Annotated in this window: 19 protein-coding genes and 2 pseudogenes; 9 read left to right on the top strand and 12 right to left on the bottom strand. The window is 71.9% G+C overall.

Annotated elements, in window-relative coordinates:
* Nucleotides 1-7 precede the first annotated feature (7 nt).
* The 5 genes from ACZZ0J_RS01735 to ACZZ0J_RS01715 all read right to left on the bottom strand — a co-directional run bounded on the left by ACZZ0J_RS01735 (nucleotide 8) and on the right by ACZZ0J_RS01715 (nucleotide 5,556).
* On the bottom strand, nucleotides 8-415 hold the full coding sequence (locus ACZZ0J_RS01735; RefSeq protein WP_214547053.1) for a carboxymuconolactone decarboxylase family protein: 408 nt from the start codon (nucleotides 413-415) through the stop codon (nucleotides 8-10).
* A 316-nt stretch (nucleotides 416-731) separates the two neighbouring features.
* Nucleotides 732-2,009, bottom strand: a complete 1,278-nt coding sequence (locus tag ACZZ0J_RS01730) for an LLM class flavin-dependent oxidoreductase (protein ID WP_463434406.1) — start codon at nucleotides 2,007-2,009, stop codon at nucleotides 732-734.
* Between the two features lie 97 nt (nucleotides 2,010-2,106).
* A complete protein-coding gene (locus ACZZ0J_RS01725; protein ID WP_463434404.1) occupies nucleotides 2,107-2,841 on the bottom strand; it encodes an LLM class oxidoreductase in 735 nt (244 codons plus the stop codon).
* 164 nt (nucleotides 2,842-3,005) lie between these two features.
* Nucleotides 3,006-4,226, bottom strand: coding sequence for an acyl-CoA dehydrogenase family protein (locus tag ACZZ0J_RS01720; RefSeq protein ID WP_463434402.1), 1,221 nt, complete (start codon nucleotides 4,224-4,226; stop codon nucleotides 3,006-3,008).
* A gap of 94 nt (nucleotides 4,227-4,320) precedes the next feature.
* Nucleotides 4,321-5,556 carry a reverse transcriptase family protein gene (locus tag ACZZ0J_RS01715; RefSeq protein ID WP_463434400.1) on the bottom strand — a complete coding sequence of 412 codons (1,236 nt, stop codon included), beginning with the start codon at nucleotides 5,554-5,556 and terminating at the stop codon, nucleotides 4,321-4,323.
* Nucleotides 5,557-5,853: 297 nt separating this feature from the next.
* Between ACZZ0J_RS01715 and ACZZ0J_RS01710 the strand changes: the two genes are divergently transcribed.
* Nucleotides 5,854-6,414: a histidine phosphatase family protein gene (locus ACZZ0J_RS01710; protein ID WP_463434398.1), complete on the top strand. Its 561-nt coding sequence runs from the start codon at nucleotides 5,854-5,856 to the stop codon at nucleotides 6,412-6,414.
* A gap of 191 nt (nucleotides 6,415-6,605) precedes the next feature.
* On the opposite strand, the gene ACZZ0J_RS01705 is transcribed toward ACZZ0J_RS01710, so the two are convergent.
* Both ACZZ0J_RS01705 and ACZZ0J_RS01700 read right to left on the bottom strand, forming a co-directional pair.
* A complete protein-coding gene (locus ACZZ0J_RS01705) occupies nucleotides 6,606-7,415 on the bottom strand; it encodes a DUF1684 domain-containing protein (RefSeq protein ID WP_463434396.1) in 810 nt (269 codons plus the stop codon).
* A gap of 93 nt (nucleotides 7,416-7,508) precedes the next feature.
* A complete protein-coding gene (locus ACZZ0J_RS01700) occupies nucleotides 7,509-8,774 on the bottom strand; it encodes an ROK family transcriptional regulator (RefSeq protein ID WP_463434393.1) in 1,266 nt (421 codons plus the stop codon).
* A 134-nt stretch (nucleotides 8,775-8,908) separates the two neighbouring features.
* Between ACZZ0J_RS01700 and ACZZ0J_RS01695 the strand changes: the two genes are divergently transcribed.
* Genes ACZZ0J_RS01695 through ACZZ0J_RS01675 form a run of 5 tightly spaced genes read left to right on the top strand, consistent with a single transcriptional unit; the run spans nucleotide 8,909 to nucleotide 14,354 of the window.
* On the top strand, nucleotides 8,909-9,907 hold the full coding sequence (locus ACZZ0J_RS01695) for a carbohydrate ABC transporter permease (RefSeq protein ID WP_123672741.1): 999 nt from the start codon (nucleotides 8,909-8,911) through the stop codon (nucleotides 9,905-9,907).
* 3 nt (nucleotides 9,908-9,910) lie between these two features.
* Nucleotides 9,911-10,855: a carbohydrate ABC transporter permease gene (locus ACZZ0J_RS01690; RefSeq protein ID WP_463434390.1), complete on the top strand. Its 945-nt coding sequence runs from the start codon at nucleotides 9,911-9,913 to the stop codon at nucleotides 10,853-10,855.
* Nucleotides 10,852-12,243, top strand: a complete 1,392-nt coding sequence (locus tag ACZZ0J_RS01685; RefSeq protein ID WP_463434388.1) for an ABC transporter substrate-binding protein — start codon at nucleotides 10,852-10,854, stop codon at nucleotides 12,241-12,243. Before ACZZ0J_RS01690 ends, ACZZ0J_RS01685 begins: the two co-directional genes overlap by 4 nt.
* A gap of 39 nt (nucleotides 12,244-12,282) precedes the next feature.
* Nucleotides 12,283-13,287, top strand: a complete 1,005-nt coding sequence (locus ACZZ0J_RS01680) for a Gfo/Idh/MocA family protein (protein ID WP_463434386.1) — start codon at nucleotides 12,283-12,285, stop codon at nucleotides 13,285-13,287.
* A 44-nt stretch (nucleotides 13,288-13,331) separates the two neighbouring features.
* Nucleotides 13,332-14,354, top strand: coding sequence for a Gfo/Idh/MocA family protein (locus ACZZ0J_RS01675; protein WP_214547037.1), 1,023 nt, complete (start codon nucleotides 13,332-13,334; stop codon nucleotides 14,352-14,354).
* Nucleotides 14,355-14,468: 114 nt separating this feature from the next.
* Here the strand turns inward: ACZZ0J_RS01675 and ACZZ0J_RS01670 are convergent, their stop codons facing one another.
* Both ACZZ0J_RS01670 and ACZZ0J_RS01665 read right to left on the bottom strand, forming a co-directional pair.
* The gene (locus ACZZ0J_RS01670) at nucleotides 14,469-15,137 is read right to left on the bottom strand and encodes an SLAC1 family transporter (RefSeq protein ID WP_463434383.1); all 669 of its coding nucleotides are present in this window, start codon (nucleotides 15,135-15,137) and stop codon (nucleotides 14,469-14,471) included.
* The gene (locus ACZZ0J_RS01665; RefSeq protein ID WP_463434381.1) at nucleotides 15,101-15,475 is read right to left on the bottom strand and encodes an SLAC1 family transporter; all 375 of its coding nucleotides are present in this window, start codon (nucleotides 15,473-15,475) and stop codon (nucleotides 15,101-15,103) included. Before ACZZ0J_RS01665 ends, ACZZ0J_RS01670 begins: the two co-directional genes overlap by 37 nt.
* Nucleotides 15,476-15,554: 79 nt before the next feature.
* Between ACZZ0J_RS01665 and ACZZ0J_RS01660 the strand changes: the two are divergent.
* Nucleotides 15,555-16,780: pseudogene (locus tag ACZZ0J_RS01660) on the top strand (cobalamin-independent methionine synthase II family protein).
* 113 nt (nucleotides 16,781-16,893) lie between these two features.
* Here the strand turns inward: ACZZ0J_RS01660 and ACZZ0J_RS01655 are convergent.
* Nucleotides 16,894-17,855, bottom strand: a pseudogene (locus ACZZ0J_RS01655) (SDR family NAD(P)-dependent oxidoreductase).
* A 75-nt stretch (nucleotides 17,856-17,930) separates the two neighbouring features.
* On the opposite strand from ACZZ0J_RS01655, the gene ACZZ0J_RS01650 reads away from it, so the two are divergent.
* Entirely contained in the window at nucleotides 17,931-18,194 is a 264-nt protein-coding gene (locus ACZZ0J_RS01650) for a hypothetical protein (RefSeq protein ID WP_123672725.1), read from the top strand.
* A gap of 373 nt (nucleotides 18,195-18,567) precedes the next feature.
* Entirely contained in the window at nucleotides 18,568-19,566 is a 999-nt protein-coding gene (locus tag ACZZ0J_RS01645) for an alpha/beta fold hydrolase (RefSeq protein WP_463434379.1), read from the top strand.
* On the opposite strand, the gene ACZZ0J_RS01640 is transcribed toward ACZZ0J_RS01645, so the two are convergent.
* A complete protein-coding gene (locus ACZZ0J_RS01640; protein WP_463434377.1) occupies nucleotides 19,560-19,814 on the bottom strand; it encodes a DUF7218 family protein in 255 nt (84 codons plus the stop codon). The genes ACZZ0J_RS01645 and ACZZ0J_RS01640 overlap by 7 nt on opposite strands.
* 79 nt (nucleotides 19,815-19,893) lie before the next feature.
* On the bottom strand, nucleotides 19,894-20,232 hold the full coding sequence (locus ACZZ0J_RS01635) for a DUF3140 domain-containing protein (RefSeq protein ID WP_463434375.1): 339 nt from the start codon (nucleotides 20,230-20,232) through the stop codon (nucleotides 19,894-19,896).
* Between the last annotated feature and the right edge of the window lie 41 nt (nucleotides 20,233-20,273).

The following is a 20,273-nucleotide window of genomic DNA, read 5'->3' as shown; positions in this document are numbered from 1 at the left end:
AGTCCTCCTAGTGGGTGTGCGCGGCGTGGTCGGCGGCGGCCGACGCGGGGGCCGCGTCGGCGGGGGTCGCGTGGGCGGGGGTCGCGTCAGCGCCGAACTTGAAGCCGAGCCGGCCGTGCGCGAACCCACCGCCGGCGCGGATGGCCGTGGCGACCCAGGCGGCCTCGGCGAGTTCAGCCTCGGTCGCACCGGCCGTCACCGCGCGCTGGCTGTGGCCGTCGATGCAGTAGACGCACTGCGTGGTGATGCCGACGGCGAGGGCGATGAGCTCGCGGTACTTGAGCGGGATCGCGCGGCCCTCGGCCTGGAACACCGACTCGTCGAACTGGACGAAGGCCTTGAGGATGTCCGGGGTCTGCTGCTTGTAGACCTTCGTGAAGGTCTTGTCCTGTTCGCGGTCGAGGTAGTCGGTCATGTCGGCGACGCTAGGGCGGTCGGGGCACCGAGGCGACGGGTGTTGCGGACCGTGACCGGCGGTGTCGCCGTGTGACACGGTGCCGCCGGCCGGCCGTCACACGGCGTCACGCGCGGCGGGGGACGCGCGGCGGGGACGCGCGGCGGGGGCGCGCGGTCCGCGCGGTCCGCACGGTGCGGCCTCCGTCGGTCGGTGCGAGGTTGCTCGCTCCGTGAGCGGCTGCAAGCCCGCACGGTGCGACCAACCTCGCACCAGCTGGGCGCACGCGCACCGTGCTGCAGGCGCGGCAGCATCGCGGACCTCGCACGGTGCGCGGTCAGAGCCCCCGTGCGCGCGCCGCGAACCGCCCGCGCAACGTCACGTCCTCGTACGACCGGTGGAACACCCCGCGTCGCTGCAGGATCGGCACGAGCTCGTCCACGACGGTCTCGAGGCCCCGCGGGAACTCGTCGATCATCAGGTTGAAGCCGTCGGCGGCACCGGTCCGGTACCAGTCCTCGATGGTGTCGGCGGCCTGTTCGGGCGTGCCGACCACGATGCGGGCGCCGTACCCGCCGAAGCCCCGCAGCACGTCCCGCAACGAGGTGTTGTTGGCGCGCACCCACCGCACGACCGTCTCGTGGTACCCGAGCGAGGGCCCGTAGGTGACCGGGTCGACCTCGCGGTCCAGGATCGCCGACGGGATCGGCGCCTCCGGGTCGAGCCCCGACAGGTCGGCGTCGAGGTGCGTCCCGAGCGCCCGGAGCGAGTAGCCGTCCGGCGCGAGGGCCTCGAGCTCGTCGAACCGGCGCTGCGCCTCGGCCTCGGTGCTGCCGAGCACGAGCGACAGTCCGGGTACGACGGCGACGTCCGCTGCGCTCCGGCCGTACGTCTCAGCGGCGACCTTGACCGCGCGCAGGTGCTCGCGGGCTGGTTCCGGCGTCAACTCGACGGCGAAGACGCCCTCGGCGACCCGCGCCGCCAGGTCACGACCGTGCGGCGATCCCCCGGCCTGGAACACGACCGGGTGCCCCTGCGCCGACGGCGGGACCCGGAGCACGCCCTCGAGGTCGAGGAACTCGCCGTGGTGCACGACGGGTACCCCGGTCGCGGCGGACCGCCAGAGCGCCGTCACCAGGTCGACGAACTCCCCGGCACGGGCGTAGCGCTCGGGCCGGTCGGGGTTCGTCGCGACACCGAAGTTCGCGGAGACCGAGCGGTCGTAGGTGGTGACGGCGTTCCAGGCGACGCGCCCGCCGGACACGAGGTCCAGGGACAGCAGCCGCTCGGCGACGTCGAACGGGTCGTTGTACGTCGTCGACGCGGTGCCGACCAACCCGAGGTGGTTCGTCGCGTCGGCGATCGCCCCGAGGGCCACGAACGGCTCGAGCAGTCCGTACGCGCGGACGTTCGGGTCGCCGAACGCCGGGTGGTCGGCGAAGAAGACCATGTCGAGCAGGCCGCGTTCGGCGGTGCGCCCGAGGTCAGCCCAGAACTCCGCCGTGAGCAGGTCGGTCGCGTCGACGTCCTGGGTCCGCCAGGCCGCCGGACGCTGCCCGAACCCCTGCAGGTTCACGCCGAGGATCAAGCCGGCGTCGCCGCCTGCGCCCGTCACGCGGTCACCGCCGCGGCGTCCGGCACGGCGAGCCCGAGCAGGGCACGGAGCGTCGGGCGCCTCGGTCGTGTCGGTCGCGGAGGTCGCGGAGGTCGCGTCACGGTCGACCGGGAGGCCCGGTGCGGCTCCGCCCCGTCCGTCTCCCCGGCAGCGGTGCGAGCGGGTGCGCCGCGCCCCCGAGCGTGAGGTCCGCTCCGGGCACGTCGATGTCGTGCCAGACCGCGAGGACGGGTTCGCCCTGCCGGCTCGACGGCGTGGTGAGCGGTCCCCGGACGCGGTAGCCGTCCGGCCCGCCGTCGTGGTCGAGCGGTCGGATCCGGTCGGTGTGCGCGAAGACACCCGACGTGCGGTCACCGACGATGCTGTCGAGCGGCCAGGTGCGCCACAGCCCGCGGAGCACGCGGGCGAACTCGGCGGGGTCGTGCGGTGCGCCGGTGCTCGGTGCGCCGGTGCTCGGTGCTCCGGTGCTCGGTGCGCCGTGGTCCCGGGCGCCGACGACGATGCCCACCCGGCCGTCCAGGACGTGGTCGAGCGAGAGCACCCGGCGGGCGACGTTGTACGGGTGCTCGCGTGTCGGTGCCACGGCGACGAGGAACCCGTGCTCCGGCAGGGCACGGCCGAGGGTGAGCGCCGCGGTCGTCGGGTCCAGCCGGTGGCCGGTGCTCGTCGCCGGGTCGAAGCGGTCGGTGCCGATCGCCACGACGGCCGCTCCGGAACCGACGATGCGGGCCGCGAGCCGGGCGATGCCGCCGGGTGTGGCGGCCGCGGCGGCGAGGTCCGCGTCCGGGATGGCGACGACGAGTGGTGCGGGGGCGCTGGGCGCGGTGGTCACGGTGGTCCTCCCGTTCGAGGTGCGCAGAACGGCCCGCCACGGTCACCTCCCCAGCGTCCGTGGCGAGCCGGTGCACCGACCGTAGGTGCTCACCTCGGCACGCTGCACGCAGGTGTCGGCGGGTTGCGCCCCGTGACGGTCCGTTACGGCGAAGCGGTCTGCCGTCAGCGGTCCAGCGGACTCGCACCGTTGACGAGCAGGTCGGCGACGATGCGGCGCTTGTGCACGCGCGGGTTGTGCGACGCCAGGGTGCGGGCGTTCCGCCAGTGTCGGTCGAGGCCGAGCGAGCGGAACGTCCCCGAGGACCCGAGCGCGTCGAACACCAGCGTCGTGGCGTCGAGCACGGCGTCCGTGACGATGGTCTGCGCGCGCGCCACCGCGACCCAGCTGCGCTCGAGCGCCGCGCGCAGCGCCGGGTCCGTCGACGGGTCCGCACCCGCCGCACGCAGGGCGGTGTGCCGGTCGACGGCCGCGTCCACCGGGCCGAGGCTCGCGACGAACGCGGCGTCGGCGGCGTGCACCCGGGCGTCGACGGTGCCGATCACGCTCAGCAGCTCCGGATCGTGGGTCGGGTCCGCCGCGGTGCCGTTGTGGTGTCCGCGCGCCCGGGACCGCAGTGCCTCGACGCCCTCGCGCAGGGCAGCGCGGCCGATGCCGACCAGGATCGCGTGCATCACCGTCTGGTAGTACTGCTCCTGGTACGGGTACCGGGTCGCGTACGGCAGCACCCGTTCGTCGGGCACCGGCACGTCGGTGTAGGTCACGCTCCCGCTGCCGGTGATCCGCTGGCCGAAGCCGTCCCAGTCGTCGCCGATCAGCACGCCGGGGTCTGTCGCGTCGACGAGCGCGACGGACTTCGTGCCGGTGTCGTCGACGGCCAGCACCGTGATCCACCGGGCGTACACGCTGCCCGTCGAGTAGAACTTCCGTCCGGTCAGCCGCCAGGACCCGCCCGGGTCACGGACGATCCGCGTGGCGAGGTCCGCGCCGGACGGGCTCGGCGACTCGCTCCACCCGCCGCCGACGAACTCGCCGTCGCCGAGCCGCGTCACGATGGCACGGTCGAACGCGGTGCCCTCGGCGTGCACGCGGTCCTCGACGAACGAGAAGTGGTTCCGCCACACGTGTGCCAGGTTCGGGTCGACCTCGGCGATCTCGGCGATCGCGCGGAACACGTCGGACAGACGGGCACCGACCCCGCCCCAGGCGACCGGCGTCCGCCACCGTGCGAAGCCGGCGTCGACGAGCCACCCGAGCTGCTCGGTGGCGAGACGCTCCTCGCGTTCCCGCTGGCGGGCGTCGAGACCCATCCGCTCGATCACGGGCCGGAGCGGCGCGATCAGCGCGTCGTAGCGGTCGTCGGCCGGGAGCTCACTCGGACACATGGCGGCACGCTACCCAGTGCGCGCGGCGCGCGGCCGGGCGCAGCAACGCGGGGCAACGGGGCGCAACCGGACGTCACACGGTGCGCAGACTGACTCACCACACGATGCGCGCGAACTCCTCGCGGAGCCGTCGGGCCCGACCCGGGTTGACCTGCTCGACCCACCCGATGCGCCCGAGCAGGTGCGCGCGGAGATCCGGGTGTCCCGCACGGTTCTGGGAAGCCGGCCCGTGCACCACGGCGTTGTGCAGGATGGCGTGCAGCCGGTCGACCTCGCGGCGCCCGGGCGACGGCCGCTCGTTGACCACGACGCCCGTGACCGACTGCCGGACCCCACGGCGCCGCACCCGGGTCTTCGACGGGTTGAGGCGGTGCCCCTGCTCGGTCACGATCCGGTCGACGCCCCGCAGGAAGGCATCCGGTCGTGCGGCCAGCCGGTCGCCCCCACTGAACATCAGGTCGTCGGCGTAGCGGGTGTACACCGCGTCGACGGCGCCGGCCCACCCGGCCAGACGGGCGTCGAGGTGCCGCAGCGCGGTGTTCGCCAGCGCCGGCGACGTCGGTGCGCCCTGGGGCAGGTGCGCCGTCGCCAACGCCTGGCGCAGCGCGTGGCGTTCCTCCGGCGAGCCGCCGGCGGGCATCGCGCTGAGCACGTGCACCGGCATCCGGTGGGTGCAGAGCCCGGTCAGCACGTGCGCGAGCGGTTCAGCGAACCCAGCGGCCCGGAAGACGCCGTAGACCGTCGGGGCGCTGACGCTCGCGAAGAACGACGTGAGGTCGGCGGTGACCACCACCTGCTGGCCGGTGTGCACGGCCGCTCCCGTGACGACGCTCCGCCCGGCCACGAACCCGTGCGCGGCGTCGTGCACGGGCAGCATCGTCAGGAGTTCGTCGAGGATCGTCCGTTGTGTGCGGCGGAGCATGTCCATCGGCTTCTCGAGCAGGCGCGGTGCTCGACCGGGTCGGGTGATCCACTCGTGCCGGTAGTGGTGGAGCGGGCTCGAGGGCCCGGAGCGACGGTTCCACGCGCGGGTGTCGGCGAGCCAGAGCAGCCGGCCGACGGTCAGGTCGAGCGCCCGGGCGAGCTCCGGCAGGGTGTCGACGAGCAACGGGCTCGCGGTCTCCGGTCGTGCGCGCACCGCGGTGGCCCGGTGGACGAGCACGCGGACCGGCCGGCGGTCCTCGCGCGACCGGTGCAGTGCGACGAGGCGCGGTGCGAGGGCGAGCACGGCGGCGAGCTGGCGCGGAGCGTCCACCGGTGGCCGGGGGTACGCCTCGAGCGCAGCGGCGACCGCGAGCCCGACGTACGCGCGCTCGACGCCGACGACCACGTACCCGACGGCCGCCAGCTCGTCCGGCTCCCACCGCTCGGCCGTCAGGAACGCATCTGCCAGCGCCGCGGTGACGACGGAGAGGGGCGTGGGGTTCCCGGAGGACCTGTCGGTGCCTCCGTGCAGCGGCGCGCGCGGAGCGCGCTCGCCTGCTCGGGGCGTGTCGTCCTGCTGGTCCTGCGTGCCCCGGGGTGACCCCGGAGAGGTCGACGCGTCACGCGCGCCGGCCGCCTCCCCGGGAACTCCACGCGCTCACCCTACGGCGGACCACTGCGGATGCCGTGCCAGGATCGGCGGATGGTCTCCTACTTCCTGAGCCACGCCGAAGTCGTCGTGGAGCCCGCCGTCGCGATCGAGTCGTGGGGGCTCTCCGCAGCGGGACGCGCACGCGCAGCGCGGTCGGGTCCGCTGGCCTGGGAGCCGGGCGTCCGGACACTCGTGTCGAGCACGGAACGCAAGGCCGTCGAGACCGCCGAGCTGCTCGGGGCCGCGGTCGGGCTCGTGCCCGCGCAGGATCCCCTGCTCGGCGAGATCGACCGCAGCGCGACGGGCTACCTGCCGCCGGCCGAGTTCGAGGGTGTCGTCGACCGGTTCTTCGCAGAACCGACCCGATCGGTCCGCGGATGGGAGCGGGCCGTCGACGCCCAGGCCCGCATCGTCGGAGCGGTCCGGCGGCTCACTGCGGCGGGCGACGCGACCATCGTGTCCCACGGTGCGGTCGGGGCGCTGCTCCTCGCTGCCCTGACGGGAGCGCCGGTGTCACGCGCGCTCGACCAACCCGGCATGGGCAGCGTGTTCGCGTTCGGTGCGCAGGAGTGGCGTGCGACGAGCACCTGGCAGCGCGTTCCCCTCGCCTGACGCGCACGCCGTTCACCGACGCCGAACGACACCGTGGACGTCGCACGACATCGGCCCTGTCGCTTCGGCGCGGCTGCAACGACCCGCGCGCGCAACGGACGACGTCCTCGACGTCGTACGACATCGAGGACGTCGTTCCGCGTCGGCCCGCTCACGGCGACCGGGCGGCGGCGCTGCCCCAGCGACACTGCTCAGGCGGGGAGACGCTCCCCGGCCTCGACCGCGACGTCGAGCCGGTTCTCGGCCGGCGGCAGCGGGCACGTCGCGTGCGCGGTGTACGCGCACGGCAGGTTCGTGGCGCGGTTGAAGTCGATCCGGGTCGCCCCGGAGGCGTCCGGTGCGGCGATGTCCAGGCTCCGGTTCGCGGCGTACGTCGTCACGCCGCTGGTGCGGTCGGTGAACAGGACGTGCAGACCGTCGCCGTGCCCGTTGAACGCGAGCAGCGACCGCGGCCCGTCGAGGTCGAAGGTGAGCACGCCCGGCGCCGAGTACACGTGCTGCAGCCCGTCGACGACCGAGCCGACTGTGACCTCGCGCGGTACGTCGAACGGTTCGAAGTGCGCGTCGACGACGAACCGGTCCGATGGCTCGTACGTCGGGGTGCCGGGGTACTCGGTCCGGGTCGGGTTGCCCGGGTGCCGGGGCCGGATGACGTCGCTGCCGCCGCGCCGGGCGACCTCGACCACGACGGTCTCGTCGCCGTCCTGCCACACGACGTTCGTGCTCGAGCGCTCGGGCAGTGGTCCGAAGCGGTGGGTCCCGGTGACCGACTGCCCGTCGACCGTGATGGTCTCGCCGTCCGCGAGCTCGACGACGGGGCCGTCCTCGCCCGTCGACCACGTGCCCGGGGCGTCGTCGAACCGCTCGGGCGTGCTCGTCAGCCACCGGATGCTCGTGATGGCGAGGAAGCCGTGCTCGCTCGCCCGGGCTCGTTCGTGGGCGTCGTGCCAGGCCGCCCACTCGGTGGCGGAGTCGGGTGCGGTCGGCGTCGTCGTGCTCATGCCCCCGACGCTACGACGCCCGGGCCGCGAACGCGACGTCCCCGTCGCGCGACGTCACGCGCACGGCCGACCCGAGGCCCTGGACGGTCCCGCTCACCAGGGGTGGGCGATGCTGCGGACGTGCACCGGGCCTCCCGGTCGACGCCCCGTACCGACGCCGGTGCCGCGGCCGACGGGGGCAGGCACGGCGAGGTCGGCCTGCAGCACCGCGCAGGCGGCGCCACGGGCCACCGAGGCCTCGCCGAAGGCGGTCGCCGCGACCGTCGGGAACGGCCCGTGCGGCAGGCGGACCGCGAGCCGCTCGCGGACGGCCGCGATGAAGACGTCGCCGCCGGCGAGGGCCGCGCTGCCACCGATCACGACGCGCGGCACGTCGAGCAGCTCGACGACGTGTGCGAGCGCGGATCCGAGCGCTGCACCGGCCTCGGCGACCAGCAGCGCTGCGGACGGCGTCGCGCAGAGCCGCTCGAACGCGTGCCGGACGTCGCTCGCGCGATCGAGCGGGATGCCCGTGGGGAGCAGCCCGGCGGCGATGGCGCGCCGGACCTGTTGCAGGGGCTGGCAGGCTTCCCAGACCTCGGTCCAGCGGCCGTGCGCCTCGACCGGCATGCCGCCGAACTCACCGGCGTTGCCGGTGGCGCCGCGGACCACCTCGCCCGCGGCGACCGTCGCGGCGCTGATGCCGTGGCCGAGGAACACGGAGACCAGGTCGTCGGCGCCGGCAGCGGACCAGACCTCGCCGAGGGCGCTCGCGACGCCGTCCTTCTCGAGGCGCACGGGCAGCCCCGTCCGGGCGGCGAGCTCGTCGGTGACCGGCAGTGACCACCAGGCGGGCAACTGCGCGGGGGTGCCCATCCGGACGCCGTCGGGGTCGATCGAGCCGGGGACGGCGAGGCCGATGCCGGCGGGAAGGGGAACGCGCGGACGGGCACCGCCACGGACCCGGTGCACCGCCGCCGCCATCGTGTCGAGCGTCCGCACCGGGTCGTCCGTGGCGTCCAGGTCGACGTGCTCGACGGCCAGCACGGCTCCGGTCAGGTCGGTGCGCACGACGACGAGGTGCGCCGGGTCGAGGTGGACCCCGATCGCCGACCGCGACCCCGCGACGACCTCGAGCTGCCGCCCACCGCCGGGGACCTCGCGCACCAGTCCCGATCCCACGAGCCCGGCTGCGATGTTGGACACCGTCTGCGCGCTGAGCCCGGTCGCACGCATCAGCTCGGCGCGGGCGAACGGTCCCCGGCGACGGACGAGATCGAGCACCAGCGCACGGTTCTGGACCCCGACGCGCACGAGGTTCGTGCCGCCCGTTCTGCCCTGCACCACGGTGTCAGGAAGGGGTTGACGCGGCTCGGACATGGTCCCTAGCATCTCTGGTCATACGAATTTGTCAATCAATTGGATTGAAACCGCGACGGTGCGATCGGTTCGCCCGTCCGGAGACGGGTTCGCCTGTGCCACACCGTCGTGGCACGGGGTCGGAAGGGACGCTCGTGACGACGACCGCACGATCCGGAACAGCAGCACCACCGCGAACGGCGCGGGGCGGTGACACCACCGTCCGACGACGACCACGCGAGAAGCACCCGTGGACACCGGCCGAGAAGCGCCGGCTGCGCGTCGGCATCGCGTTCATCTCGCCGTGGATCCTCGGTGTGCTGGTGTTCATCGCGTACCCCCTGATTTACTCGTTCGCGATCAGCCTGACCCGGTACTCGGGCATGGCCGACATCACCTGGGTCGGGTTCGCCAACTACGTCGCCGCGTTCATCGACCCGCTCGTGCACACCGCGGTCGGCAACACCCTGTTCTACGCCGTCATCGCGGTGCCCGTCGGGATCGTCATCGCCATCGTGATCGCCATCGCGATGAACCAGGACGTCCGCGAGATCGGCTGGTACCGGACGGCCCTCTACATCCCCTCGCTCATCCCGACCTTCGCGCTCGCGTTCATCTTCGTGGTGCTCGTCAACCCGCAGACCGGCCTCGTCAACCAGGTCATGAAGCTCGTCGGGATCCCGGCCACGAACCTGCTCGGCGACCCGACCACGGCGAAGCTCGTCATCGTCGCGCTCGCCCAGATGGGTGCCGGCAACGCGGCGCTGATCTTCCTCGCCGGACTGCGCGGGATCCCGAAGACCCTGTACGAAGCCGCTCGCGTGGACGGGGCCGGACCGCTCCGGCAGTTCTTCGCGCTGACGCTGCCGCTGCTCTCCCCCGTGATCCTCTTCAACCTGATCACCGGCATCAGCAACGGCCTGCAGGTCTTCACCGAGGCGTACGTGATCTCGTCCGGCACCGGAGGACTCGGCAGCCCGGACAACGGGACGTTGTTCTACATGCTCTACCTCTACAAGAACGCGTTCAGCTACGCGCAGCTCGGCTTCGCCAGCGCCATGGCCGTGCTGCTGTTCCTGGCCGGCATGATCCTGTCCGGGCTCGTGTACTGGCTGTCCAAGCGCTTCGTCAACTACGACGTGACCGGGGAGTGACCGATGACACTGCGCACTGAACGACACCCGGACCGCGACACCGTCACCGCGTCGATCGAGTCCGTCCGTCCCCGCGGTCGCAAGGGAGCCGACGACCGCTCCCGGAACGCCGACGGCTCGATCCGCTCACCGTGGTCGTCCGTCCTCGCCCGCGTGCTCCTCATCGCGATGAGCCTGCTGTTCCTCATCCCCATCTACTGGATGGTCATCTCGGCGCTGAAGGGCAACTCCGAACTCGGTGCCTTCCCGCCCACCTGGTTCCCGCAGTGGCTCGACTGGTCGAACTTCGGCAAGGCGATCGACGCGATGCCGTTCTTCACGTTCTTCCGGAACACGCTCATCATCACGGTCTGCGTGACGCTCTTCTCGATGGTGTCGAACCTCGTGATCGCGTACGGGTTCTCGTGCCTCGAGTGGCGCGGCCGCGACAAGGTGTTCTACATCGTGCTCGCCACGCTGTTCATCCCGTTCCCCGTCACGCTCATCCCGATGTTCGACCTGTACGCCCGACTCGGCTGGATCAACACCTTCCTGCCCCTGATCGTGCCGAGTCTGTTCGGGTCCGCGTTCTACGTGTTCCTGCTCCGGCAGTTCCTGCTGCAGATCCCGAAGGACCTGCTCAACGCAGCGCGGATGGACGGCGCCTCCGAGTGGGGCATCCTCTGGCGGATCGTCTTCCCGCAGGCCAAGGCGGCGCTCGTCACGGTCGGGATCTTCGCGGCGGTGGGTGCCTGGAACGACTTCCTCGGGCCGCTCATCTACCTGCAGGACGAGAACGTGCAGACGCTGTCCATCGGGCTGCAGATCTTCCGCCTCAACAACTCGCAGGACTTCCAGTTCAACCAGCTGATGGCGGCATCGGTGCTCATCATCCTGCCGCTCGTGGTCCTGTTCTTCGTGTTCCAGCGGACGTTCATCAAGGGCGTCCAGATCGGGAGCTTCAAGTGAGCAGCGCATTCGACCGACGAACGTTCCTGCGCGGTGCGGCCGCGACGGGCGGTGCGGGGGCGCTCGCGCTCCTCGCAGCATCGTGCGCCTCCGGCTCGAGCGACCGGAGCAACCCGAACCAGGTCACGATCTGGGGTGTCACCGGTACGTTCGTGCCGTTCCAGACGAAGGTGATCAAGGACTTCAACAAGATCCACCCCGAGGTCGACGTCAAGGTCAACGTCGTGCCGTCGCAGGGCACCGGCGACGCCACGAGCATCATCACCGCCGTGCGCGGCGGCACCGCCCCCGACCTGTGGCTCCTCGACCGGTTCAGCGCAGCGCAGTACGCGGCGATCGGGCTCATCGAACCGATCGACGACATGATCGAGGAGTTCGAGGACCAGCCGAAGGACGAGTTCCTGGCGCAGTGGCTCGGGTTCACGATCGGCGAGGTCACCTACCAGGGCAAGACCTACGGCCTCCCCCACGACACCGACGCCCGCGGCATGTTCGTGAACCGGAAGATGCTCACCGGCGCCGGGATCGACCCCGACGAGTTCGACTGGGAGCACAACGGTCCGGTGAGCATGGACCGGATGTGGGACGTCAGCGAACGCATCACGAAGAAGTCCGGTGGCAACTACACCCACATGGGACTGCTCCCCTGGTACGGCGAAGGCTGGCCGTTCACGTGGGGGCTCGGCCTCGGTGCGTCGTACTTCGACCAGCAGGACTCGAAGATGACGATGGACTCGAAGAGCGTCCGCAGCATCTTCGAGTTCTACGAGGACTGGGCGAAGCGGTACGGCTACAAGGACGCCGACACCTTCATCGCGACCTACGAGCCGACCGGGCACCCGCCGGGACAGACCGCGTTCATGGCGGACCGGATGGCGTTCATGGTCAGCGTCCCCTCGACGATCCAGACGTTCGACAACTACGGGCCGAAGGACCTCGACTGGGGCACCGCGTACCTGCCGACCCAGCAGGACGGCGGCGACAAGTACACGTGGTCCGGTGGCTTCGCGCTGTGCGTGCCGAAGGGCTCGAAGAAGAACAAGGCCGTGTGGGAGCTCATGAAGTACTTCACGAGCAAGCAGGGCCAGGAGACGTACGTCGTCCCCGCGACGAGCGTGCCGTCGAACATCGCGGCGCTCAAGGACCCGAAGGGATCGGCCAAGTCGATCCGGTTCTTCGTCGAGTCGATGGGTGCGTCGAGCTGCCGCCCGCCGCTGCCCGTCGGCGGCGCGTGGTGGGACTCCCTCGCCGACGCGCGCTCGAGCGTCCTGCTCGGCACCGCGAGTCCGCAGGAAGCCGTCGAGCGGGCCCAGAACCGCGTCGACCCGATGATGCAGACCTACTCGCCGTTCACGCTGCCGAAGGACTACGACGAGGTCCGGATCTGAGCAGGAACGCCCTGGTCGTCCCCCACGAAAGGAACACCCATGCCCTCCACCCCCTTGCGCGTCGCCGTCCTCGGCTTCTGGCACGTCCACGCCGGCGACTACGCGCAACAGACCGTCGACCACCCCGGCACCGAGCTCGTGGCCGTCTGGGACGACGACACCGAGCGCGGCCGAGCCGGCGCCGAACGGTTCGGCGTCGAGTACACCGATGACCTCGATGCGTTGCTCGCCCGCACCGACCTCGACGCCGTCACGATCACGACCTCGACCGACGTCCACCGCGACGTGATCGAGCGCGCGGCAGCGGCTGGCAAGCACGTCTTCACCGAGAAGCTCCTCGCCCCCACCGTCGAGGAGTGCGACGCGGTCATCGCCGCCTGCGACGCCGCCGGGGTCACGCTCGTGGTCTCGCTCCCGCGGCTGTACCACGGCTACACGGCCGCGATCCGGCGCGAGCTCGACGCGGGCCGCCTCGGCGACGTCACGTACTCCCGTGTCCGGCTCTCACACGACGGTGCCGTTGCACCGTGGCTGCCGGAGCGGTTCTTCGACCCGGCGACGGCGATCGGCGGCGCCCTCACCGACCTCGGCTGCCACCCCGTCTACCTGACGCAGCTGTTCCTCGGTGCCCGCCCCGACACGGTCGAGGCCGTCTACCGCTCGTACACCGGCCGCGCGGTCGAGGACCACGCCGTGGTCACCGTCGGCTACGCCTCGCAGGCGATCGGCGTCATCGAGGCCGGCTTCGTCGCGGGCACACCGTTCACGATCGACGTGGCCGGCACCCGGGGCTGGCTCGCGTACTCCGACCAGGAGGCCCGGCTCACCGCCGGCGGACCGGCCTACGGCGACGAGCCGGTCACCCTCGACGTCGCCGCCGACGCCCAGGACGCCTTCGGTCAGTGGGTGGACCACATCGCCGCCGACACGCGTGCCGACGACAACCTCGCCCGCGCCGTCGAGCTCACCCGCCTGGTGGTCGCCGCGAACGACGCCGCGGGCCAGCCCGCGACGAGCGACGCCCTCGTCGGCGCACCCGCCTGACCGCCCCAGCAGTCCAGCACCTCGAACCAACCACAGGAGTCACCATGTCCAGCGACATCATCCGCGTCGGCCTGATCGGCGGGGGCGGCATCGCGTCCGCGCACATCGCCGGCTACGCCGAGCACCCCGACACGATCCGCATCGCCGCGGTCGCCGACGCGTTCGCGGCCACGGCCGAGGAACGCGGGGCGGAGCTCGGCGTCCCGTTCTTCACCGACTACCTCGCCATGCTCGAGCAGGCGGACATCGACGCCGTCGACATCTGCCTGCCGCACCACCTGCACCGCGATGCGATCGTCGCCGCGGCGAAGGCGGGCAAGCACGTGCTGTGCGAGAAGCCGTTGTGCCTGAGCCCCGACGAGGCCGCCGACGTGCAGCGCGCGGTGTCCGAGTCCGGCATCACCCTGATGTGCGCGCACAACCAGCTGTTCATGCCCGCGGTCGCCAAGGCCAGGGAACTCATCGACGGCGGGGCCCTCGGCACCGTCTACGAGGTCCGCACCACCGACTCGTTCCGCAACGAGTTCGACCCGTCGAACATGGGGTGGCGTGCCCACGCGTCGACGAGCGGCGGCGGCGAGCTCATCGACACGGGGTACCACCCGAGCTACCTGCTGATGCACCTGGCCGGCGGCGTGCCCGTGCAGGCCACCGCGATGCTGTCCACGCACCGGCTGACGTTCATGGAGGGCGAGGACTCGGCGCAGGCCCTGTTCCGCTTCGACAACGGCGCCGTGGGCCAGCTCGTGACGAGCTGGGCGTACGACCCGGCCGCCGGCACCGAGCGGTTCAGCGTCGTCGGCGAACACGGCGCCCTGACGAGCGACGGCACCACGCTGCGGTGGGACCTGCGGGACGGCACGAGCGAGTCGGTCACCTTCGACGAGGTCGACACCTTCGCGGCCGAGATCGGCGCGTTCGGGGCGTGCCTGCGCGACGGCACGCGGCCGATCCACACGGAGCGCGAGGGCATCGCGGTGCTCGGCATGATCCTGGCGGCGTACGAAGGTGCCCGGACGGGGACCATCGCCCCGGTGCTGACGGCGGACGAGACCGTCAGCGCCTGATCCTCGCGCGGTCGCGTCGCACTGCACACCCGTTCTGCGACGATCCACGAGTCGTTCGACGCGTGGTTCGTCGCAGAGCGGGTGCTGACGCACCACGACACCGTCGGCGCCGCGTCAGTGCGTCGCGGGAGCCGCGTCCTCGTCGTCGGCGGCGTGCAGCACCGACTCGGCCTGCCCGAGCAGGTGCCGCGCGGCCAGGCTCAGCGACCGCACCCCGACCACGACGACGAGCAGGGTGAGCAGGACGAGCAGCACGGTCGTGGGCACCCACGCCACCGGCAGGTCGAGCACCCGGAACCACTCGATCGCCGCCGTCGCGACCGCCGCAGCCGGGAACACGAACGACCAGAACCCGAGCGAGAACCCGAGCCGGACGTACCGGGGCAGCAGGGCGAGCTGCACGAGGAGCATGAGGACCCCGAGGCCCGCGATCGCCTGCACGGGCAGGGTTCGGGCGTCGTCGGTGAGCGCGAACAGGGACACCGTCGCCACCGCGGGCGGAGCCACGAGGATCGCCATCGTGGGGACGAGCGGGTCGGGCAGTGCGGGGCGGAACGACAGCCGGATGAGGAGCAGACCGGTCATCACGCCCCAGAAGAACACGCCGACGCCGAAGCACGCCCAGGACAGCCATCCCACACCGACCTCGTGCGTGGCGACGGCGGCGACGAGGGCCGCGGCGACCGTCGGCAGCAGGTAGCCGCCGTGCACGGCCTCCAGGGTCAGGCGCCCCTCGAACCACGTGCTCAGCAACCACGCCGCGAACCCGGCAGCGACCGCCACCGCGAGCACCACGAGGACCTGCCCCCTATCTCCCAGAACCGCGCGAGGTCGACGCCGAGGAGCATCGCCGTCGCGGGGACCAGGGCCGCGATCGGGCCCTGCGCGGGGTGACGGAGCTGGTCGACCAGGCGTTCGTCGACCCGGACGCCCCGCAGGACGTGCGCGCCGAGCAACCACGACCACGCCACCGCCGCGACCACCCAGAACACCTGCGGAACGACGGACGGCACGCCGAGGACGGGTGCCGCGTACGACCAGGTCTCCGCGAAGCCGGCCAGGCCGAACGGTGCGGCGAGGGTGTTGAGCGGGATGCGGGAGGTCGGGCGCGCACTGGGCATAGGGATCCCATTCGCCCCGGCTCGCGTCGTGCCACGGAACGGAGCCCGGCTCGAGAGGCGCCCCGTGGCACATTGGGCCCTGCCCTTCGAGAACACCGACCACGTCCAGGCCACCACCGCCGGGTCGCTCCCGCGCACGCCGGAGCTCATCGCCGCGAACGCCGCCCGCCCCGTGGGTGCCGACGGCTTCACGCTCGAGACCACCGACGAGGTCCGCGCGATGACGAGCGCGGCCGTCGACGACGTCGTCGCCCGCCAGACTGCCCTCGGCATCACGCAGCCGGGTGACGGCGAGTTCGGCAAGGCGATGTCGAACAGCGTCGACTACGGCGCGTGGTGGGGCTACTCGTTCCAGCGCGTCAGCGGACTCTCGCTCACGGACGCCGACATCTTCACGCAGCAGCCGGTCCGGTCCGGTCCGGGCAACGTGCAGCTGACCAGCTTCCCGGACCGTCGCGACTGGACGATCTTCCGCGAGGCCTACACCGACCCGGAGTCGGGCATCGGCACCGGCAAGAACGCCACCGCGTTCCCCACCACGACCGGCCCGATCGTCTACACCGGGCACGAGGCCGCACGCACCGACGCTGCCAACCTCGAGCACGCCGTCGAAGCGGCCGGTGCCGAGAACGGCTTCATCACGGCGCTCTCCCCGGCTCCGCCGCACGGGTCGCGAACGAGTACTACGCCACCGACGAAGAGCACATCTGGGCCTGGGCCGACGCCCTGCGCGACGAGTACCGCATCATCCTCGACGCGGGCCTCGTGCTGCAGATCGACGACCCCTCGATCGCCGAGAACTGGGACCAGATCAACCCGGAGCCGAGCATTGCGGACTACCGCGCCTTCACCCGGATCCGGGTCGAGGCACTCAACCACGCGCTCGAGGGGCTCGACACCAGCCGTGTCCGCTTCCACCTGTGCTGGGGCTCGTGGCACGGCCCGCACACCACCGACATCGAGCTCCGCCACATCGTCGACCTCATGCTCGACATCGACGCCGGGGCGTACTCGTTCGAGGCCGCGAACGCCCGGCACGAGCACGAGTGGACCGTGTGGCAGGACGTCACACTGCCCGACGGCAAGGTGATCGTCCCCGGCGTCGTCGGGCACGCCACGAACGTCGTCGAGCACCCCGACCTGGTCGCGCAGCGCATCGAGCGGTTCGCCTCGGTGGTCGGGCGTGAGCGCGTCATCGCCGGCACCGACTGCGGTCTGGGCGGCCGCACCCACCCGCAGATCGCCGCCGCGAAGCTCGAGTCGCTCGGCGAGGGCGCACGCCGCGCGAGCGCGAAGCTCTTCTGAGCCGCACGTTCCTTCCCAGAACGGCTGCGGTAGCAAGCAAGAACGGGCGTACCTGCCACGAAGATCACGGCAGGTACGCCCGTTTCAGAACGGTACGCCCGGTTTCGGCAGGGCTACCGCCGTGCGCGGCCGAGCACGACCGCCCCGACCGCCGCAGCCGCGCCGAGCCACACGAGCGGACGCGTGACACGCCGACGCTTCGCGACCCAGCCACCGTTCGTGGCGTTGCCGGCGTCCGCCGGGGCGTAGAGGTTGCCGTCGGTCGGGTCGCCCTTCCCGCGCAGCGCGAAGGTCTCGACCATCGGCTTCGTGATCTTGTGGAACAGCCCCGGGAACACGTACTGCAGCGGGACGAGCGACGCCTGGATGCGGCCGACGTAGCGGTACCGCTTCGGGTGTGTGGCGGCGGTGACGACGGCACGACCCGCGCGCTCGACCGACACCGTCGGCGGCAGCGGGTGCGAGTTCTTGCCGGTGTAGTTCGCGCCGTTCTGGTAGATCGGGGTGTCGATCGTCGACGGCAGCAGCGTGGTGAAGCGGATGCCGGTGTGCGCGAACTCGTCGCCGAGGACGTCGACCAGGCCGAGCGCCGCGTGCTTGCTCGTCACGTAGGCCGACTGGTACGGCGCGGACAGCAGCGACTGGATCGAGCCGACGAGCACGTACGTGCCCGTGCCGCGCTGCTTCCAGTGCGGGAGCAGGTGCGTGATCGCGTTGAGGTGGCCGTAGAGGTTCGTGTCGACGACCCGCTTGAACGCCTCCGTCGGGGTCTGCTCGAACAGGCCGTAGACGAACAGGGCCGCGTTGCCGACGAAGACGTCGATGCGACCGTGCCGACTCGTCACCGTGCCGATGAGGTCCTTGACCTGGTGCTCGTCGGCGACGTCCGTCGGGATCGCGACCGCGTCGGCCCCGAGTGCACGGCACTCGGCGGCGGCGGCTTCGAGGAGGCGTGGCCGCGTGCGGCGAGCACGAGCGTGGCACCCTGTCGGGCGAACTCGTGCGCCGCGGCCCTCCCGATGCCGCTCGATGCTCCGGTGACGACGACGATCTTCCCGCGGTACCGATGTCCCATGCGTCCTTGGTACGCGCTGCTGGTCCGTTCCCGCACAGACGGGCCGTACCCCTCGCCCCGGTGCGAGGATGGAGCATGCGCAAGGACGACCTGACCGTCGACGAAGCCACGGTCATCGCCGAACACGCCCGGTCCGGTGCCCTCGAGCTGGACGACCCAGAGGTCCGCAAGGTCGTCGAGCAGGCGAACCGGGTGCTCGTCCGCGCACAGATGTGGGGCGAGGAGCGGAGTCCGAAGCTGCGTCGTCGCCGTCGGTTCATCGCTATCGGTGCGCTCGTGATGGTGCTCGTCTGGGTGGCTGGCTTGCTCGTGCCGCTCGCACTGCGCTTCGGCGTGTAACCGGAGCAAAGCCGTCGGCGCCCGGGTCAGCGTCCGGCGCGGGCGTTCCGGGCGAGCAGCCAGAGGTACGTGCTGTGCCCGACGAGCGCCAGGCCGAAGAAGATCGCGGCGACGGCGTAGACGCGGTCGAGCTTCCCTGCCCGATCACGAGCATCACGATGCAGAAGGCAACGGCGATCGCCAGCACGCCGACCTGCACGGTCGACCAGATCCGTCGGAAGCGCGGCATGCCCGTCTCGTTCACCCGGCCATTCTCCCCCATGCCGAACCCGCCGTGCGGTCGCCCGACGTCAGCCCGCGGTACGACGCGGGCGAGGCACGTCGGTACCGTGCTCCGATGTGCGGCGGTCCGAGCCCGACCTAGCGTGCAGGCATGGACACGCACCACCCCACGGCCACCCCCACCAGCACCCCGGTCCGCCCTGCACGCCGACGCCGTCGCCCGCTCCGGATCATCGGGTTCTCGCTCGTCGGACTCGTCGGCCTCGGCGCCCTGACGCTCGGCGGCACGGCCACCTACGACGCGATCGCGACGGCGGCGGAACGGGACGACATCCGCCCGTACGGCGAACTCGTCCCCGTCACCGGAGGCCGGGTGAACGTCGCCGTCACCGGGTCCGGCGCGTCGACCGTCGTGCTGCTGCCCGGCTTCGGCACGGCATCCCCCGTGATCGACTTCGCCCCGCTCGTCGACCGGTTGCAGGACACGCACCGGGTGGTGGTCGTCGAGCCGCTCGGGTACGGCCTGAGCGACGGCACCGACCGGCCTCGGACCAGCGCGAACATCGTCGACGAGGTGCACCAGGCGCTGTCGACGCTCGGCATCGACCGGTACGTGCTCGCGGGGCACTCGGTCGCCGGGATCTACGCGCTTGAGTACACGAACACGTACCCGGACGAGGTGCAGGCGTTCGTCGGCATCGACAGCAGCGTGCCGACGCAGCCCGGCATCGACGAGGCCGTCGGGTCTGGCCTGTTCCGTTTCGTGAAGGCCACCGGACTCGCCCGTGTGCTCACTGCCGTGTCCGGCGACGCGTACGCCGGGCTGCCCTACACCGATGCGCAGAAGGAGCAGATGACCCTGCTGTCACACCGCACCAGCATGCGCGCGACGTACCTGGACGAGTACGAGCACCTCGGCGCGAACTTCCGGCACGCCCGCAGCCTCGCGTTCCCCGCCGATCTGCCGGTCCGCCTGTTCGTCGTGGGCGACGACCCGGAGGTGCCGGGGTGGGAGCGCCTGCACCGTGCGCAGGCGGCGTCGGTCACCGACGGCCAGGTCGTCCTGCTCGACGGCGGGCACTACCTGCACCACACGCACGCGGCGGAGATCGCCGAGGGCATCGACGCGGTCGCCGACCTCGGTCAGTGATCCCGGAGCGCCTCGACGAGCTCGGCCTTGCGTTTCGACGAGTACCCGGTCAGGCCGAGCTCCTTGGCACGCTTCCGGAGGTCGGCGACGGTCCAGTCGTCGTACGAGCCGGACTCGCCGCCCTTCCGCCCGACTGCCTCCTCGCCGCGGGCCGCTGCGGCGTTGCTGATCCGCGCGGCCTTCTCCTTCGAGCTGCCCTCCTTGCGGAGCTCCTCGTACATGTCCGGCTTCTTGAGTTGGTTCGGCATGGTGCGTCACGGTACGCGCGGCGGCCCGGCGTCGTTCCGAGCCTGCGGCGGCCCGGCGTCGTTCCGAGCCTGCGGCGGCTCAGCGCTTCTCGGGGTCGTGGCCCCAGTTCATCAGCGACCACCGCCACGGGGTGTCGTGCACGTCACCGTCCGGCCGCTGCTCCGAGTGCCGGGCGACGTAGCCGACCACCTTCCGCATGTGGGCGCGGTCGTCGTCGGTCCGGTCCGCCTCGTGCTTCTCGAGGATCCGGATGACGTGCCGCCCGCTCTCGTGCCCGGTGGACTCGCCACCGCCCGGGGGCTTCTGCCCGACGTGCTTCGACTCGTCGGTGTCGAGCCACTCGCGGAGCTCCGACGGGGTCATGTTCACCGCGTCGGCGAAGTCGCGCTCGGTCTGCTGGTCGTCGTCGTCACTCATGGCCCCGAGGCAACCCCGCGGTCCTGGACGGGTGCGCAGGG

This window comes from Curtobacterium sp. AC272, assembly GCF_979258155.1.
The sequence above is the reverse complement of the archived record's forward strand: the minus strand, read 5'-3'. Positions and strand labels throughout refer to the sequence as shown.